The 16,512-nt window shown below is 72.8% G+C and carries 15 protein-coding genes; 3 read left to right on the forward strand and 12 right to left on the reverse strand.

The window, feature by feature from the left end; translation table 11 throughout:
* Nucleotides 1-143: 143 nt before the first annotated feature.
* The 7 genes from cobT to KBY32_RS27620 form a co-directional block, all read right to left on the reverse strand.
* Nucleotides 144-3,938, reverse strand: a complete 3,795-nt coding sequence (gene cobT, locus KBY32_RS27590; RefSeq protein ID WP_210982017.1) for a nicotinate-nucleotide--dimethylbenzimidazole phosphoribosyltransferase — start codon at nucleotides 3,936-3,938, stop codon at nucleotides 144-146.
* A gap of 366 nt (nucleotides 3,939-4,304) precedes the next feature.
* Complete coding sequence (cbiE, locus tag KBY32_RS27595; RefSeq protein WP_055625358.1) at nucleotides 4,305-5,516, reverse strand: precorrin-6y C5,15-methyltransferase (decarboxylating) subunit CbiE; 1,212 nt, start codon at nucleotides 5,514-5,516, stop codon at nucleotides 4,305-4,307.
* Between the two features lie 114 nt (nucleotides 5,517-5,630).
* Nucleotides 5,631-6,269 carry a GNAT family N-acetyltransferase gene (locus KBY32_RS27600; RefSeq protein WP_210982018.1) on the reverse strand — a complete coding sequence of 213 codons (639 nt, stop codon included), beginning with the start codon at nucleotides 6,267-6,269 and terminating at the stop codon, nucleotides 5,631-5,633.
* A 162-nt stretch (nucleotides 6,270-6,431) separates the two neighbouring features.
* Nucleotides 6,432-7,265, reverse strand: coding sequence for a MetQ/NlpA family ABC transporter substrate-binding protein (locus tag KBY32_RS27605; RefSeq protein WP_210982019.1), 834 nt, complete (start codon nucleotides 7,263-7,265; stop codon nucleotides 6,432-6,434).
* A 74-nt stretch (nucleotides 7,266-7,339) separates the two neighbouring features.
* Nucleotides 7,340-8,065 carry a methionine ABC transporter permease gene (locus KBY32_RS27610; RefSeq protein WP_055625361.1) on the reverse strand — a complete coding sequence of 242 codons (726 nt, stop codon included), beginning with the start codon at nucleotides 8,063-8,065 and terminating at the stop codon, nucleotides 7,340-7,342.
* A complete protein-coding gene (locus tag KBY32_RS27615; protein WP_210982020.1) occupies nucleotides 8,062-9,099 on the reverse strand; it encodes a methionine ABC transporter ATP-binding protein in 1,038 nt (345 codons plus the stop codon). Before KBY32_RS27615 ends, KBY32_RS27610 begins: the two co-directional genes overlap by 4 nt.
* A 369-nt stretch (nucleotides 9,100-9,468) precedes the next feature.
* The gene (locus tag KBY32_RS27620; RefSeq protein WP_210982021.1) at nucleotides 9,469-10,116 is read right to left on the reverse strand and encodes an HAD-IA family hydrolase; all 648 of its coding nucleotides are present in this window, start codon (nucleotides 10,114-10,116) and stop codon (nucleotides 9,469-9,471) included.
* A gap of 71 nt (nucleotides 10,117-10,187) precedes the next feature.
* On the opposite strand from KBY32_RS27620, the gene KBY32_RS27625 reads away from it, so the two are divergent.
* Complete coding sequence (locus KBY32_RS27625; protein ID WP_210982022.1) at nucleotides 10,188-10,547, forward strand: hypothetical protein; 360 nt, start codon at nucleotides 10,188-10,190, stop codon at nucleotides 10,545-10,547.
* Entirely contained in the window at nucleotides 10,528-10,968 is a 441-nt protein-coding gene (locus KBY32_RS27630; RefSeq protein ID WP_210982023.1) for a hypothetical protein, read from the forward strand. Before KBY32_RS27625 ends, KBY32_RS27630 begins: the two co-directional genes overlap by 20 nt.
* Here KBY32_RS27630 and KBY32_RS27635 read toward each other — a convergent pair.
* From KBY32_RS27635 to KBY32_RS27645, 3 genes are all read right to left on the reverse strand, one after another.
* Nucleotides 10,955-11,452 (reverse strand): GNAT family N-acetyltransferase, encoded by a 498-nt coding sequence (locus KBY32_RS27635; protein WP_055625366.1) that lies wholly within the window; start codon nucleotides 11,450-11,452, stop codon nucleotides 10,955-10,957. The two genes, KBY32_RS27630 and KBY32_RS27635, sit on opposite strands and share 14 nt — an antisense overlap.
* Nucleotides 11,453-11,497: 45 nt before the next feature.
* On the reverse strand, nucleotides 11,498-12,007 hold the full coding sequence (locus KBY32_RS27640) for a sigma-70 family RNA polymerase sigma factor (RefSeq protein ID WP_210982024.1): 510 nt from the start codon (nucleotides 12,005-12,007) through the stop codon (nucleotides 11,498-11,500).
* 74 nt (nucleotides 12,008-12,081) lie between these two features.
* Entirely contained in the window at nucleotides 12,082-13,281 is a 1,200-nt protein-coding gene (locus KBY32_RS27645; protein ID WP_210982025.1) for a glycerophosphodiester phosphodiesterase, read from the reverse strand.
* Between the two features lie 398 nt (nucleotides 13,282-13,679).
* Here KBY32_RS27645 and KBY32_RS27650 point away from each other — a divergent pair, with 398 nt between their 5' ends.
* Nucleotides 13,680-14,354 carry a 1-acyl-sn-glycerol-3-phosphate acyltransferase gene (locus KBY32_RS27650; RefSeq protein ID WP_055625369.1) on the forward strand — a complete coding sequence of 225 codons (675 nt, stop codon included), beginning with the start codon at nucleotides 13,680-13,682 and terminating at the stop codon, nucleotides 14,352-14,354.
* A 25-nt stretch (nucleotides 14,355-14,379) separates the two neighbouring features.
* On the opposite strand, the gene KBY32_RS27655 is transcribed toward KBY32_RS27650, so the two are convergent.
* Together KBY32_RS27655 and KBY32_RS27660 are read right to left on the reverse strand one after the other, a co-directional pair.
* Entirely contained in the window at nucleotides 14,380-15,912 is a 1,533-nt protein-coding gene (locus KBY32_RS27655) for an MFS transporter (RefSeq protein WP_210982026.1), read from the reverse strand.
* Nucleotides 15,909-16,460: a TetR/AcrR family transcriptional regulator gene (locus tag KBY32_RS27660; protein ID WP_210982027.1), complete on the reverse strand. Its 552-nt coding sequence runs from the start codon at nucleotides 16,458-16,460 to the stop codon at nucleotides 15,909-15,911. Before KBY32_RS27660 ends, KBY32_RS27655 begins: the two co-directional genes overlap by 4 nt.
* Between the last annotated feature and the right edge of the window lie 52 nt (nucleotides 16,461-16,512).

Genomic DNA, 16,512 nt, shown 5'->3' on the forward strand with positions numbered 1-16,512 from the left:
GGGGTGGCGGCGGGGCGATGCCCTGACGTGCGGATTTTATGCTGCGGGCGCGGGCGGCGGTACGGGTGTCCGAAGGCTGGGCGCGCTCGCGGGCACATGGCGGGGACCCGGGGCGCGTGGCTCCGGGTCCCCCAGACATGCGGTTACTTCTCGGTGACTCCCGCCGAGTCGAACGTCGCCACCTCGTGCATCGCCCGGGCCGTGCTCTGGACGAGCGGGAGGGCCAGGAGGGCGCCCGTGCCCTCGCCGAGCCGCAGATCGAGGTCGACCAGCGGGCGCAGACCGAGCTTGTTCAGGGCGGCCACATGGCCGGGTTCGGCGCTGCGGTGACCCGCGATGCAGGCGGCCAGCACCTCGGGGGCGATCGCGCGGGCCACCAGGGCGGCGGCGCCGGCGCTCACGCCGTCCAGGATGACGGGCGTCCGCAGGGAGGCGCCGCCGAGCAGCAGGCCGACGAGCGCGGCGTGCTCCAGGCCGCCGATCGCGGCGAGGACCCCGATGGGGTCGGCCGGGTCGGGCTGGTGGAAGTCCAGCGCGCGCCGGACGACTTCGGTCTTGCGGGCCAGCGTCTCGTCGTTGATGCCGGTGCCGCGGCCGGTGACCTCGGCCGGGTCGGTCCCGGTGTACAGCGAGATCAGCGCGGCGGACGCCGTGGTGTTGGCGATGCCCATCTCACCGGTCAGCAGGGCCTTGTTGCCGGCCGCCACCAGGTCGCGGGCGGTCTCGATGCCGACCTCGATGGCCTGCTTGGCCTCCTCGCGGGACATCGCGGGACCGGTCGTCATGTCGGCGGTGCCGGCGCGGACCTTGCGGGGCAGCAGGCCCGGGGTGGCCGGGAGGTCGGCGGCCACGCCGACGTCGACCACGCAGACCTCGGCGCCGACCTGGGCGGCGAAAGCGTTGCAGACCGCGCCGCCGCCGAGGAAGTTGGCCACCATTTGGGCCGTGACCTCCTGCGGCCAGGGGGTGACGCCCTGGGCGTGCACACCGTGGTCCCCGGCGAAGATCGCGACGGCCGCGGGCTCCGGGATCGGGGGCGGGCACTGCCGGGACAGGCCGGACAGCTGCGCGGAGATGATCTCCAGCATGCCGAGCGCGCCGGCCGGCTTGGTCATCCGCTTCTGCCGCTCCCACGCCTCGCCGAGCGCCTTGGCGTCCAGCGGGCGGATCTGCGCGACGGTCTCGGCGAGCAGGTCGTGCGGCTCCTCGCCGGGCAGGGCGCGGCGGCCGTACGTCTCCTCGTGGACGACCCAGGACAGCGGGCGGCGCTTGGACCAGCCCGCCTGGAGCAGCTCGGGCTCGTCCGGGAACTCGTCGACGTAACCGACGCACAGGTAGGCGATGACCTCCAGGTGCTCGGGCAGGCCGAGGGCGCGGACCATCTCGCGCTCGTCGAAGAAGCTGACCCAGCCGACGCCGAGGCCTTCGGCGCGGGCGGCGAGCCAGAGGTTCTCCACCGCGAGGGCGGCGGAGTAGGGCGCCATCTGCGGCTGGGTGTGCCGGCCGAGGGTGTGGCGGCCGCCGCGGGTGGGGTCGGCGGTGACGACGATGTTCACCGGGGTGTCGAGGATGGCCTCGATCTTCAGTTCCTTGAACTGCTTGGCCCGTCCCTTGGGCAGCGACTTGGCGTACGCCTCGCGCTGGCGCATGGCCAGCTCGTGCATGGTGCGCCGGGTCTCCGAGGAGCGGATGACGACGAAGTCCCAGGGCTGGGAGTGGCCGACGGAGGGCGCGGTGTGGGCGGCCTCCAGGACCCGGAGCAGCACCTCGTGCGGGATGGGGTCGCTGCGGAAGCCGTTGCGGATGTCGCGGCGCTCGCGCATCACCTTGAGGACGGCCTCGCGCTCGGCGTCGTCGTAGCCGGGCGCGGCGGGACCGCCGGTGCCGCGCGGCTCCTCCTCGGCCGGGACCTCCTCGGCCTGCGCGTCCTGGTCCGCCCGGTCCTCGTCGGCGGCCCGGGTGTCCAGGTCGTCGGCGTGCTGGACGAGCCCGGCGTCGGCCTCGCGGGGTGCGGGCACCTCGGCGACGGCGGGGGCCTGCGGCTCCTCGGTGGGGAGGATCAGCGGCTGCGGCGGGGTGGGCGCGAGGTGCGGGGTGGTCGGCACGGTGCCCTCGACCGGGACGAACTGGCCGAGGGGCTGACCGGGCGCCGGCTCCTGCGGGACGGCACCGGGCATCACGGCCCCGGCCTCGTCCGGGTGGACGGCGGGCCTGAGCTGGGGGCCGGCGGGTTCGGCGACGTACTGCTGCTGCTCGGCCGAGGGCTGGTCCGGGATGGGGGCTGCTGCCGTTGCCGGTGCCGCCGCGGCGAGCGGCTGGACGGCTTCCGCGGGTTCGGGGGTCTCGGCGGGGAGGGCGGTGTCGGCGGTGTCGGCCTGGGGGGCGGTCTCCGGCGACGCCTGTCCGGCGTGTGCCGCCATGGGCTCGGGCGTCCGGGCCGGCTGCACCGCCGGGGCGGGCTCGCTCGGCTGCGCGGCGGCCTCCTCGGCGGCGGGGGCCTGGTCGGGCTGTTCGGGGGCCTGCGCCTGCGGCGCGGGGGCCTCGGCCTGCGGCTCGGGAGCCGGTGCCTGGTCCGCGGGCGGCTCGGCCTGCTCCGGGGCGCCGGGCTGAACGGCTGCTTCCGGCTCGGCGGGGAGGGGCTCGGGGGCCGGGGCCTCGGTCTGGGCGTGGGGCGGGAGCGCCTGGGCGGGGGCGTGCGCCTCCGCGATGGGCTCCGGCGCGTATGCCTCTGCTGCAAGCTCCGGGGCGTGCGCCTCTGCCATGGCCTCTGCGGTGTGCGCCGGGGCGGGCTCGGGGCTCTCAACGGGCTCGGCCTCAGGGACAGCCTGGACCGGCTCGGTGTCGCCCGGGGCCTCGACGGCCTGCGGAGCGGGCAGTTCACCGTCGGCCGGGGCATCCGCGTCCTGCGGGGCGGCCTCAGGCACCTCTGCGACAACGGCCTCCTCCACCGGGGCTTCGGGCGCCGCCTCGACGACAGCCTCGGCCACCGGCTGCGCGTCCTCCGGTACGACGGCCTGGGCCATCGGCACCTCGCCGCGCTCCGCGCCCTCGGGGCCCTCGGGGCCCACCTGGACCTGCGCGGCGTCGACCGGAACGTCCTGCGGGGCGGGCTCGACCGGCTGGGCCTGTCCCCCATCCCCGGGCTCCTGCCCAACAGGACTGGCGGCGACAGCGTCACCCTGCGCCTCATGCGCGACCGGCGCCGGCGCCCCCGCCTGCCCCGGACCGGCGGCAGCATGCTCGGGCGACGGCTCCGGCGCACCGTACGTCTCGTCCTGCGCCACCGGCGCCTGCGCCTCGGCGACCTGCGCGGCAGCGGCCCCCGCCTCGGTGGCGACGCGCGCGACAACCGCCTGCGCGGCCCCGACCGGCTCTGCGACCGGAACCGGAACAACCGTTTCGGCAGCCTGGGCCTCGGCGGCCACCGGCCCGGGGACGGGTGCCCCCCAGGCCCCCGCGGGCGCCGGGGCCTGCGTCGTCTCGGCGTACTCGGGGACGGCCGGGCCCGGCTGGCGGGCGGGCATGCCGACGGCGCCCCGATCGGCCAGCGAGCGGACCGGGCTGGCGGAGGTGTCCGGGATGGGCGGGCCCAGGTGCAGCGGGCGCCGGGGGGTGATCGGCGGGATCGGCGTCGTCGGGGCCGTGGGCGTGGCGGGCCCGGGCAGCCGGACGCCGGTCAGGTCGACGGAGCCGCTGTCACGGCCGGAGAGCTCGTGCGCGTCCGGTTCGTGCACGGCCTCGACGACCGGCTCCGGCGCGGGTGGAGCGACCTCGTTGCCCCAGGCGCCCTGGGAGCCGGGCAGCAGCAGGTCTTCTTCTTCGGCGGGAGTCTCGGAGAGGTAGCTGTACGCATCCGGCGCCGCGGGGACGCCCGGCTGCTCCACCATGCCTGCGCTCTCCGGCAGTCCCTCGCCCGGGACCTGGCCGGTGTCGGTCATGCGTACCCCTCGCCCATCGGTTAGTGCTTCTACGACCAGCCACCGGGGACGGCGCACCGACCGCCCCCGCTATGAAGAACGAGCGTCCGAGCCCAGCGGCACGAACGACCCGCCCAAAAAGGCGACAAAGCCATTGAGTGGCATTGTCGTGGCCGTTCGGCCGTCGCGACAGGCTGATCCGCGACGGGCCGCTGTGGACTGCGCCACGTTGCGCGTCCTCCGGTTCCGCCGTACCACACACGCCCCGAACAGGGAGCGTTTTTCCGGACATCGACCGACGAACTGCCGGGCGCCCGCGTGCGGTACAACGATCGGCCAGCCTACCGCGAGCGGTACGACAACAGGATCACGGGGATGGTCGGACGGTCACACCGTGCGATCGGGCAGTACCCCGCTGAGCAGGAACGCAACGCTCCGTTCGCGTTCCGTCCAGGCCCGCGTGTCGAGTTCGACGGACTGCAGCAGGGCGCACTCGACGTCGTAGCCGTGCTCGGTGAGATCGCGGCCGATGAGCTCGGCGGCGTCCCGGGTGGCGGCGTGGGTGACGATGCGCTGCGGGCGCCGGTCGGCGACGGCGGAGACGACGGCCGCTCCCCCGCCGCCGACGCGGACGACGTCCGGTTCGGGGAGGTCCTCCAGGACGTGCGGGGCGGTGCCGTGGACGATCTGGGTCTGTACGCCGAAGGCGCGCGCGTTCGCTTCCGTGCGCTCACAGGCGCGGGGGTCGCTGTCGACGGCGATGACGGCCGCGCCGGCCCGTGCGGCCTCGGTGGCGAAGGCACCGCTGCCGCAGCCGATGTCCCAGACGAGGTCGCCGACGCGGGGGCCGAGCCGGGCGAGTTGGGCGGCGCGCAGGGGTTCGAGCTCGCCCTCGCCCATGAGGCCGCCGTACGCCTGTGCGGGCAGCGTCCAGCCGCGCGGGCCGGTGGACGGGTCGCGGCCGGCGATCCAGCCGATGCCGTCGGGCGCGGGGGCGATGCCGCCGGCGACGATGACGACGTTGGGGTCGCGCCAGGTGTGGTCCGCGGCCTTGTCGGAGGTGACGACGGTGACCTGCTCACGGCCGGTGCCGAGTTCCTCGCAGATCACGAAGGTGCGGTGGACACCCTCCAGGAGCAGGCCGAGTTCGGCGGGGCCCGCGCCGGGCGAGGTGAGCACGGCGACCTTGGTGTGGGCCCGGCACACATTCACCGCGCGTCGCAGGGTGCGCGGGTGTGCCACAACCACCTGTGCGTCGTCCCAGGGCATCCCGGCACGGGCGAAGGCGGTGGCCACCGAGGAGACGGCGGGGACGACCTCGACCTCCAGGCCGAACTCGGGTGCCCGCAGGGTGCGTACGACGCCGAAGAAGCCGGGGTCGCCGTCGGCCAGGACGACCGCGGTGCCGCGGTGCCCGGCGATACGGCGGGCGGCGAGGGCGACGCTGCCGAGGCGGATGCGCTCGGCGTTCGGGGGCACCTCGGGGAGCGCCAGATGGTGGCCGGCACCGGCCACGAGGGTGGCCGCGCCGAGGGCGGAGCGTGCCGCGGCGGTCAGCGGCGAGCCGTCCCAGCCGATCACCGTGACGCGGTCGGCCATCGTCGTCAGTCTCCTGGGTTCGCGCAGGTCGTCATGGGGAGCCCGAGGACCGGGCCTCGTGAGGGTACCTGGTCGGGGCAGGGCCGCCGCCGGGGCCCGGGAATCGGCTCCGGGTCAGTTCCACTCGCCGTAGGAGGTGAAACCGCCGGATCCGGCCAGGTGGTCCCCGGCGCCGTCGAGGTCCTCGGGGAGGAGGCTCCAGACGATGAAGTCGGTGCGCACATCGGTCCAGGTGCCATCCTCGGCGCGCACGTGGGCTATGCAGGCGTTGCGCAGGACGCCCTCGCTGATGCAGCCGATCTTCTGGGCGACCTGCTGGGAGGCGGTGTTGTCGGCGGCGGTGCGCAGCTCGATGCGCTCGAACTTCTGGTCGGCGAACAGCCATTGGGCGGTGGCGAGGGCGGCCTCGGAGGCGTAGCCCTCGCCGCGGGCCCAGGGGGCGACGATGTAGGAGAGCTCGGTGGCGCGTACGTGCCAGTTGGTCTTGGCCAGTTGGACGATGCCGACCAGACGCTGGGTGAGGAACTCGGTGACGGCGAGGTCGAGTCCGCGGCCGGCCTCCCGCTCGGCGGGCGCGTGTTCGGTGATCCAGGAGCGCGCGCTGTCCTCGGTGAAGGGCTGCGGGACGTCGGTCCAGGCGCCGACCTGTTCGTCGTTCATCATCTCGGCCAGTGCGGGCACGTCGTCCTCGTCGAGGGGACGCAGCACCAACCGCTCCGTGCTGATGGAGATGGTGGGGAAGGTGCCAGTCATGCGCCGCTCCGTAACCGTCGGAAATACCTTCAGGGCCTGCGAACTGCCCAGCATGCAGCATGAAAGCACTGAACCGCACCACGGGGTCCGCACCCGGTGAAGGTGTGGACCCCGTGGTGGGCGATACGCGTCGAACGCCCCGTCAGATGGCGGTCCGACGGCTCAGAAGGAGGCGACGACGGCGCCGTTGTACTTGTCCTCGATGAACTTCTTCACCTCGGGCGAGGTGAGCAGCTTGGCGAGCTTCTGGACGCGCGGGTCGTCCTCGTTGCCCTTCTTCACGGCGAGGAAGTTGCCGTACGGGTTGTCCTTGGGGGACTCGGCCGCGATGGCGTCCTTCGCCGGGCTCAGGTCGGCCTCGAGCGCGTAGTTGCCGTTGATTACGGCGGCGTCGACGTCGGCGAGGGAGCGGGGCAGCTGGGCCGCCTCCAGCTCCTTGAAGCTCAGGTTCTTCGGGTTGGAGGCGATGTCCTTGGGGGTCGCCTCGTAGCCCACGCCCGCCTTCAGCTCGATCACGCCGTTGGCCTCGAGCAGCTTGAGCGCGCGGGCCTCGTTGGTGGTGTCGTTCGGCAGGGCGACGGTGGCGCCCTTCTCGAGGTCCGCGAGCTTCTTGACGCCCTTGGAGTAGACGCCGAGGGGCTCCAGGTGCACCGTGGCGTTCGGCACGGCGACGATGTCGGTGCCGTTCTTCTTGTTGAAGTCGTCCAGGTACGGCTGGTGCTGGAAGTAGTTGGCGTCGACCTCGCCCTGCTGGACGGCCGTGTTCGGCGTCACGTAGTCGGTGAACTCCTTGACCTCGAGGTCGAGGCCGGCCTTCTTCGCGAGGTTGTCCTTGATGTAGGTGAGGATCTCGCCCTGCGGGGTCGGCGTGGCGGCGACCTTGAGCGGGGCGTTCGCGTCGGAGGCGGAGTCGTTGTCCGAGCCGCAGGCGGTGAGCCCGAGGGTGAGGGCTCCGACGGCGAGGGCGGAGGTGGTGATCTTGGCGGTGTTACGCACGAAAAGTGCCTTTCCTAGGGTGGTGCGACCCCGGCATGGGTGCCCGGGGAGTTCAGGGAGGTGTACGAGCGCGACTAGACGGTCTTGCTCGTGGCGGTGGCGGCCTTGAGCAGGCGCAGCCTGGGCGCGGGCCCGGAGCGGCCGCCGCGGTGGTGGAGCGAGCGGGCCGCGAAGTCGCCGGCGGCCTGGATGAGGGAGATGACGACGGCGAGGATCGCCACCGTGATCCACATCAGCTCGGTCTCGAAGCGCTGGAAGCCGTAGCGGATGGCGATGTCGCCGAGGCCGCCGGCGCCGACCGTGCCGGCCATGGCCGAGTAGCCGATGAGGGCGACGATCGTGGTCGTGGTGCTGGCGATGAGGGACGGCAGCGACTCGGGGACGAGGACCTTGCGGACCACGGTCCAGGTGTTGCCGCCCATGGCCTGCACGGCCTCGACGAGTCCGCCGTCGACCTCGCGGACGGCCGTCTCGACCAGCCGTGCGAAGAACGGGATCGCGCCGATGGCGAGCGGCACGATGGCGGCCTCGCGGCCGATGGTCGTGCCGGTGACCCAGCGGGTGAAGGTCATCAGCGCGACCATCAGGATGATGAACGGCATGGACCGGGCGATGTTCACGATCTGCCCGATGACCTTGTTGGCGACGACGTTCTGCAGGAGTCCGTCGCGGTCGGTGAGGACGAGCAGGATGCCCAGCGGGAGGCCGCCGACCACGGCGATCAGCGTGGACCAGCCGACCATGTAGAGGGTGTCCCAACACGCCTGTTCCAGCAGGGGCTGCATCTCGGACCAGGTCACAGCCGGGCACCTTCCTTCAGCAGTACGGGCTCCTGGCCCAGGACGTCGATCTGGAGGCCCTGTTCGCGCAGGAAGCCGATGGGCACGACGTTGTCCTCGTAGCGGCCGGGCAGTTCGATGCGCATCCGGCCGACCTGGAGGCCGCCGACGGTGTCGATGGCGGCGCCGAGGATCGATATGTCGATGTTGTAGGTGCGCGAGAGCTGGGAGATGACCGGCTGGGTGGCGGCCTCGCCGTGGAAGGTGACGTCGACGACGGTGCGGTCGTCGGCGGAGGCCTCGCCGCCCACCGGGAAAAGGGCGGAGGCCAGTTCGGAGCCGGGGGTGGCGAGCAGTTCGCCGACGGTGCCGGACTCGACGATCCGGCCCCGCTCCATCAGCGCGGCGGAGTCGCAGATCGACTTCACGACGTCCATCTCGTGGGTGATGAGCAGGACGGTCAGGCCCAGCTGCCGGTTCAGGTCGCGCAGCAGCTGGAGGATCGAGCGGGTGGTCTCCGGGTCCAGGGCGCTGGTGGCCTCGTCGGAGAGCAGCACCTTGGGGTCGCCGGCCAGGGCGCGGGCGATGCCGACGCGCTGCTTCTGGCCGCCGGAGAGCTGGGCGGGGTAGGCCTTCGCCTTGTCGGCGAGGCCGACGAGGTCGAGCAGTTCCAGCGCCTTGCGGGAACGTTCCTTCCCGGACTTGCCGAGGATTTCGAGCGGCAGCTCGACGTTGTCCTGGACGGTCCGCGAGGACAGCAGGTTGAAGTGCTGGAAGACCATGCCGATCCTGCTGCGCGCCCGCCGCAGCTCCCGGCCGGCCCGGGGGCCACGTCCGGCGAGGGCGGTGAGGTCCTGGCCGGCGACGGTCACGGTGCCGGAGGTGGGGCGTTCGAGCAGGTTGACGCAGCGGATGAGCGAGGACTTGCCGGCGCCGGACTGGCCGATGACGCCGTACACCTCGCCTTCGCGGACGTGGAGATCGACGCCGTCGAGGGCGGTGACCTCTCGGCCGCGCGAGCGGTAGACCTTGGTCAGGCCCGAAGTGGTGATCACTGGAGTTCCGTCACTGTCGAGTGCGCGGCGCGTCGTGGTCGCCGGGCACGGGGCATACGTGGTCGAAGGCAGCCGGGCGCGGCACGGTCCCGTGAAAGGGGTGAACGCGGAGAACGTGTGCGCGGGGGCGTGGCTCAGTCCTGGAACCCGGGGCGGGCGGACCTGAGCGGGCTCGCTTCGGGGCGCGAGGCTCGGATGGTGCGGGGGCCCTCTAGAAGGCGCACATTCGACACATACAACGAGCACCGGGCGTCAGGGGCGCCTCGGTCGCGGAAATGCGGCTGCTCGTGGTGGTCATGCGATCAGTAAAGCAGACGTACGGTCCTTACCGGCCGCCGCTGTCCGCATGGTGGACAGCGGCGGACAGGATCAGATCCGCGCGGAGATCTCCACGGCGCCGTCGCCGACCAGCACGGACAAGGCCGAGAGGTCCTTCACCACGAGGTCGGCGTCGAGCTCGTGGGCCTGGTGGGTTGTGGTCAACGCCACGGTCGTCATCCCGGCGGCGCGGCCGGCCGCGAGACCCGCGGGGGCGTCCTCGAAGACGACGCAGCCGGCCGGGTCGACGCCCAGCTCGCGGGCGGCCAGCAGATAGGGCTCGGGGTCGGGCTTGCCGCGTGTGATGTCGTCGGCGGTCACCATCGTCTTGGGCAGGATGCCGACGGCGTCGAGCCGGGCCTCGGCGAGCCGGCGGGTGGCGGAGGTGACGACGGCCCAGCGGTCGGCGGGCAGCGCGTCGAGGAACGCCCGGGTGCCGGGCAGCAGATGGACGCCGTCGTTGGGCACGTCCTCGACCTCCAGCGCCTCGATCCGGGCGAGCGCCTCGGGGACGCGTGCGGCGGGCAGCAGGTCGGCGACTATCTCGACGGCCGGGCGGCCGTGCAGCTCGATCCTGCCGAACGCCTCCGTGACGCCGTACTCCGCGGCCCAGCGCGTCCAGCAGCGGTCCACGGAGGCGAGGGAGGAGACGAGGGTGCCGTCGTTGTCGAACAGGAGGGCCTGTGCACGGATCTTCATGCCCCCGACCCTACGACCGCTGTCCGGGGGCGGCCGCATCAGGCCTTTTGGCCCGTAATAGGCTCACCGGCATGTTCGCTGCCCTGATGCTGGTGACCGGTGTCGCCGCACTGCTGCTCGCCGCGTGGTGCGGCTGGGCCGCCTCCCGTGACCAGCCGACGAAGGACTGGCACTTCATCGGCATGGCCGTCGTGACGGTGCTGGCGCTGGTGCAGCTGATCGCCGGGATCGTGCTGCTGGCGCGGGGCGAGAAGCCGGAGCAGGGCACGACGATCTTCGTGGCGTATCTGCTGGGCGCGTTCGCGTGTGTGCCGGCGGCGGGCTTCATGTCGCTGGCGGAGCGGTCCAAGTGGGGCTCGGTGACGGTCGCCGCGGGCGGTGTGGTGCTGGCCGTGCTGGAGGTGCGGCTCTATGACATCTGGGGAGGCTGAGGTGGCCACGACCGAGGACAGGCCGGCGCGGCTGATCAGCGGGCCCGGTGTGCTGCTGGTCTGGCTGTACGGCGTGATGGTCGTCGGGGCCGTGTCGCGCTCGGCGTACCAGATCGCGACGGACTTCGGCCGGGCCCCGCTCGCCTACACGCTGTCCGCGGTGGCCGGTGTGGTGTACGGCTTCATCACGTACACGCTGGTGCGCGGCGGGGAACGGGCCCGCAGGGCGGCGCTGGTGTGCTGCGCCGCCGAGCTCGTGGGCGTCCTCGTCGTCGGCACCTGGACCCTGGTGGAGCCCTCGGCGTTCCCCGACGCGACCGTGTGGTCCGACTACGGCATGGGCTATCTCTTCATCCCGGTCCTGCTGCCGCTGTCGGCCCTGTACTGGCTGCGCCGGGCCCGCGCCGTCACGCCGTCGTGACGTAGGCGCCCGCCTCCTTCTCCAGGACGATCATCGGGACGCCGTCGGCGCCCTGCGAGGTGCCGACCCGCTCGTAGCCGACCTTGCGGTAGAGGCGGAGGTTGCCCTCGCTGCGGTGGCCGGCCTCCAGGCGGAAGCGCTTGGCGCCGCGCTGCTCGGTCAGGGCGGCCTCGGCCGCGCGCAGCAGCCGGGCGCCGATGCCGTGGCCCTGGAGACGGGGGTGGACGCAGAGCTTGCCGATGGCGGCGGCGCCGTCCTCGGTGACATGACCGCGGACCGAGCCGACGACCTCCTCGCCGAGGCGGGCCACGAAGACGCAGTCCGCGGCGACCTCGGCCCGGACCGAGTCCAGGCTCTGGACCAGCGGGGCGATGCGGTAGTTGCCGTACAGCGCCGCTTCGCTCTGGAAGCACAGGTACTGCAGCCTGAAGATCTGCTCCGCGTCCTGCTCGGTCGCCGCAGAGATGGTCACGCTCATGCCCATGTGCGCACGCCTCCCGCTCACCTGATCACCGGTAGTCCCTCACTCCTATCCCCGCGCACTGCGGGCCGCAACCTCCGGCGTCAGCAATCGGCGCAGACATCCCAGGCATCTGGAACGTTCCGGGCCGAGACTGCCCTGTGAGATACCCAACTCCCCCGCGATCTCGCGGTAGGTCGGGTCGTCCGGGGACAGCAGCGCCTCCAGCAGCCGGGGGCAGCGGCCGGGCAGCCGGCGGACCGCGTCGCGCAGGGCACGGCGGCGCGCGGCGGCCAGTGCGAGACCCTCCGGGTCGTGCCGCTCGGTGTCGGCGGCGGGCTCGCGCTCGTAGGGCCGTTCGTGCCGGGCCGTACGGCGACTGCGGCGGGACTCGGAGCGCACGGCGCGGCGCAGCCAGGTGTGCGGGTCGGCGGGCGGGCCGTCCGTGTCGAGGTGTTCCAGGAGGCGCAGCCAGACCGCCTGTTCCAGGTCGGCCGGCTCGGCTCCGGAGGCCGCCGCCTCCGCCCGGGCCTCGGCGGCGAGCAGCGGATTCAGGGTGGTCACCAGGTCGTCCCTCATGTGCGGCAGGACGGGGCCGTCCGGGCGCGGGGTTGCCCGGACGGCCGGAGGTCACCCCAACCGGGGCTCGCGCCTCAGTGGTTGACGACGCGGGTCGCGAAGTCCTCGCGGGCCAGCAGGCCGGTGTCGGGGTTGTCGGTGAAGACGCCGTCGATGCCGGTGGCGAAGTAGGTGCGGTAGGCGCCGAAGACGTCGCCGTAGGCGTCCGGGTCGGTGCCCTTGCGGAAGTCCGCGGGCAGGAACGGGTTCTCGTTGCGCATCGTGTAGGGGTGTAGGAGCAGGCCGACCTTGTGCGCGTCCCGCACCAGGGTGGTGGGCTCGGTGAGCCTGCCGGCCGCGTCCTTGGGGATGACCAGGTCCAGGGTGGGGCCGATGCCCTGCGCGTAGGAGGCGATCTCCCGCAGTCCGGCCGGGGTGATCAGGTCGGCGGTGGTGCGCGGGTCCCCCGTCGTCTCGAAGTCCCAGGGGCGGGTGTTCGCGCCGGACAGCAGGACGACGAGCGGGTTGTCGACGAGCCGGTTCATGCGCTGGACGCTGGTGGGCTCGAACGACTGGAGGATGACGGGCGAGTCGCGCCGGTCCTTGCGGTGCTTGCGCAGCACCTTGGCGACCCGCTCCTCCAGGCCGAGGCCCTGCTCACGGAAGTAGGTGGGGTGCTTGAGCTCGGGGTAGATCCAGACCTGCTTGCCGCGCTTGCGGGTCTGCTCGTCCTGCCATCGCAGCACCTCTTCGAAGGTGGGGATCTCCCAGCGGCCGTCGTAGAGGGTGTTGTGCGGGCGGTTGGCCGGGATGCGCTCGGTCGCGCGCAGCGTCTTCAGCTCGGCCAGGGTGAAGTCCTCGGTGAACCAGCCGGTCGTGGCGACGCCGTCCAGCGACTTGGTCCTTCTCCGGCCGGCGAACTCGGGACGGCTCGCGACGTCGGTCGTACCGCCGATCTCCGGTTCGTGCCGGCAGACGAGATGCCCGTCCCGGGTGGGGACGAGGTCGCCGGCCTCGACGATGTCGGCCGCCATGTCGAGGGCCAGCTGGTAGGAGCCGAGGGTGTGCTCGGGCCGGTAGCCGCTGGCGCCGCGGTGCCCGATGATCGTCGGCTTGGGCAGGCTCTTCAGCCCGCCGCCGTGCCCGCCGCTCCCCTGTCCGGCGCCCCCGTGCCCGCCGCCGGCGGCGGCCGCCCGGCCGGAGAGCCCGAGGACGCCTCCCGCCCCGAGTACGGCCGCGCCGAGAAGAGTCCGCCGTCCGGTGGTGGCGGTCTGCTCGTTGTCCTGGGTTCCCATGAGCGCCCTTCCTGCCTCGTTGCGTCGGTGCGCGCCGATCGTAGGTGCGCGTGCATGACAGATGGGAGACCCCGGGCGGAACACGCGGGTGACGCGGGATGGCGTGTGGGGGTGGGGTGGTGACGGGCCGTCGGATACGTCACTGCCATCTCTCGACTTCTCCACGGGTTCGCCACGCCCGGGCGGGGGAACCCGTGGCGCGTCGGCCGAGCGACGTCCGTCACAGCATTGCGGGCGCGTTTCGGCCGGACGACAAGGCTTCACCGCAGGTGAACGCACGTCAACGGCGAGTAAGACCTCGGTGAAGTCGGCGTACCCGATGTGCGGGATCGCGGGGACCGCGAGTATCGTCCTCACCTGCACAGACAGAGATGAATCCCTTGACACCGGAGGGCCCGTTGTCCCGCTTCGCGCTCATCAAGGCAGTGCTCGGACCGATCATGCGCCTGATGTTCCGCCCACAGGTGGAGGGCGCGGAGCACATCCCGGGCGACGGTCCGGTCATCCTGGCCGGCAACCACCTGACGTTCATCGACTCGATGATCCTTCCGCTGGTCTGCGACCGGCAGGTCCTCTTCATCGGCAAGGACGAGTACGTGACCGGCAAGGGCCTCAAGGGCCGCCTCATGGCCTGGTTCTTCACCGGCGTCGGCATGATCCCGGTGGACCGGGACGGGGGCCGGGGCGGTGTCGCCGCGCTGATGACCGGACGCCGGATCCTGGAGGAGGGCAAGGTCTTCGGCATCTACCCGGAGGGCACCCGCTCCCCCGACGGCCGGCTGTACCGCGGCCGTACCGGCATCGCCCGGCTGACGCTGATGACGGGCGCGCCGGTCGTGCCGTTCGCCATGGTCGGCACGGACAAGCTCCAGCCGGGCGGCGCGGGGATGCCCCGCCCGGGCAAGGTGACCGTGCGCTTCGGCGAGGCGATGGAGTTCTCCCGCTACGAGGGCATGGACCGCGACCGCTATGTGCTGCGGGCGGTGACCGACTCCGTGATGGCCGAGGTCATGCGGCTCTCCGGGCAGGAGTACGTGGACATGTACGCCAGCAAGGCCAAGGAAGCCGCGTAACCCCGGACCACCGCCGGGGCCGTCCTCACCGGGACGGCGAGTCGTCCAGTCGCTGACCGCGCAGCAGGAACCACGCCGCCACCGCCGCCGCCAGGAGCACCGCCGCTCCGGCGCCCGCCGCGAGCGCGAGGCCGTCGACGAAGGCCGTACGGGCCGCGTCCAGCATCGCCTCGGACGTGGGGGCGGGCAGACCCGCCGCCGCCTCGACCGCTCCGCCCAGGGACTCGTGCGCCTCGGCCGGGGTGCCGGCCGGGCCGGTGAAGTCCCGGTAGACGCCGGTGACGATCGAGCCGAGCACCGCGATGCCGAGGGCCGCGCCGAGTTCGTACGCCGTCTCCGACACCGCGGACGCGGCGCCCGCCTGCTCCTTCGGTACGGAGGACAGGATGACGTCGGACGTCACGGTGAAGGAGAAGCCCGCGCCGACGCCGACCACGAGGAGGGCCGCGCCCAGCAGGGGGTAGCCCGTGGTCCGGTCGACCACCGTGAGTACGGCGAGGGCGACGCCGATCGCGGCGAGGCCCGCCGAGACGACCGCCCGCACCGAGAACCGCCGGGCCACACGGCCCGCGATCAGACCGGCCACCACCGCGCCGATCGCGGCGGGCAGTTCGGCCAGACCCGCTTCCAGCGGTCCCCTGCCCTGCACCAGTTGCAGGAACTGCGACAGGAAGAACACCAGCCCGGACAGGCCGAGGATGGTGAGCAGGTCGGCCAGGACCGCGCCGCTGAAGCCCCGGTGCCGGAACAGCCGCATGTCGAGCAGCGGCGCCGGCAGGGTGAGCTGGCGCCGGACGAAGCCGTAGAGCGCGGCCGCTCCCGCGATGCCCGCGGCGGGCGTGACCCAGGTGAAGCCGTGCGAGGCGGCCTCCTTGACGGCGTAGACGACTCCGATCATGCCGAGCAGCGACAGCAGGACGCTGGGCAGGTCCCAGGGACCCGGCGCCGGGTTGCGCGACTCCGGCAGCATCCGGGCGCCGACGACGACCAGGACCACCATCACGGGCAGGTTGATCAGGAAGACCGAGCCCCACCAGAAGTGCTCGAGCAGGAATCCGCCGGCGATCGGGCCGACGGCGGTGCCCGCGGACGCCGTGGCGCCCCAGATGCCGATGGCGAGGCTGCGCTCGCGCGGGTCGTGGAAGAGGTTGCGGATCAGGGCGAGGGTCGCCGGCATCAGCGTGGCGCCCGCGACGCCGAGCAGCGCCCGGGCGGCGATCAGCATCTCCGGGGTCGTGGCGTAGGCGTTCAGGACGGACAGCACGCCGAACGCCGAGGCGCCGACGAGCAGGATCCGCTTGCGGCCGATGCGGTCGCCGAGGCTGCCCATGGACACGAGCAGGCCCGCGATCACGAACGAGTAGACGTCGCCTATCCACAGGAGCTGGGTGCCGGAGGGCTGGAGGTCCTCGCTGATGTAGGGGGTCGCGAGACCGAGGACGGTCGCGTCGACGGCCACCAGCAGCACGGCGAGGACGAGGACGGACAGCGCGAGCCACCGGCCCGGGCGCCTGGTCACCGCCTCGGTCGTCTCCGCCGGCCGCAGGGTGCTGGTCATGATTCCTCTCTCCGGAGTGCGCCGCCGAGCAGCAGCCCGACGATCATGTGGTGGAAGTCCCGGGGTGCGCCCTTGCCGCTCTGCACCATCCAGGCGCCGGAGGCCATCAGGCCGAACAGCGCCTCGGTGAGCCAGGCCGGGGTCAGGTCGATGCGGAACTCCCCGGCGAGCTGTCCGCGCCGGAACAGGTCGGCGATTCGGTCGTCGATCGCCGTCCAGCCGGGGTTGATCCGCTCGCCCTCGTAGAGCTGGTTCTCCGTGTAGAGGAAGGCGAGGAGTCCCGCGGCGGGCTCGACGGCACGCACGAGCCGGCGTACGGCGTCGGCGGCGGAGCCGCTGTCGAGGTCGGCCGCGTCCAGCGCGGCCTCGCACTCGGCGATGCCCAGGGACTCGAGGGCACGCACGAGCGCGTCGCGGCCCGCGAACTGCCGGTGCAGGGTGGCGCGGCTGATCCCGGCGGCCTTGGCGACCTCGTCCATGGTCGCGGTGGCCTTGCGGGTCAGCAGGGCCGCGGCACTGCGCAGCACGTGTTCACGATCGACAGCCATGATACGAGAGTAACCCATGTGAGACACTGATGTCTCATCCAGGGCATGCGGC

This window comes from Streptomyces sp. RK62 (assembly GCF_018070255.1).
Lineage (GTDB): Bacteria > Actinomycetota > Actinomycetes > Streptomycetales > Streptomycetaceae > Streptomyces > Streptomyces nigra.

Bases quoted from the DNA above. Each gene is read 5' to 3' on its own strand.
- cobT (WP_210982017.1), bottom strand. From the start codon at position 3,938: ATGACCGACACCGGCCAGGTCCCGGGCGAGGGACTGCCGGAGAGCGCA.
- cbiE (WP_055625358.1), bottom strand. From the start codon at position 5,516: ATGGCCGACCGCGTCACGGTGATCGGCTGGGACGGCTCGCCGCTGACC.
- KBY32_RS27600 (WP_210982018.1), bottom strand. From the start codon at position 6,269: ATGACTGGCACCTTCCCCACCATCTCCATCAGCACGGAGCGGTTGGTG.
- KBY32_RS27620 (WP_210982021.1), bottom strand. From the start codon at position 10,116: ATGAAGATCCGTGCACAGGCCCTCCTGTTCGACAACGACGGCACCCTC.
- KBY32_RS27625 (WP_210982022.1), top strand. From the start codon at position 10,188: ATGTTCGCTGCCCTGATGCTGGTGACCGGTGTCGCCGCACTGCTGCTC.
- KBY32_RS27630 (WP_210982023.1), top strand. From the start codon at position 10,528: ATGACATCTGGGGAGGCTGAGGTGGCCACGACCGAGGACAGGCCGGCG.
- KBY32_RS27635 (WP_055625366.1), bottom strand. From the start codon at position 11,452: ATGGGCATGAGCGTGACCATCTCTGCGGCGACCGAGCAGGACGCGGAG.
- KBY32_RS27640 (WP_210982024.1), bottom strand. From the start codon at position 12,007: ATGAGGGACGACCTGGTGACCACCCTGAATCCGCTGCTCGCCGCCGAG.
- KBY32_RS27645 (WP_210982025.1), bottom strand. From the start codon at position 13,281: ATGGGAACCCAGGACAACGAGCAGACCGCCACCACCGGACGGCGGACT.
- KBY32_RS27655 (WP_210982026.1), bottom strand. From the start codon at position 15,912: ATGACCAGCACCCTGCGGCCGGCGGAGACGACCGAGGCGGTGACCAGG.
- KBY32_RS27660 (WP_210982027.1), bottom strand. From the start codon at position 16,460: ATGGCTGTCGATCGTGAACACGTGCTGCGCAGTGCCGCGGCCCTGCTG.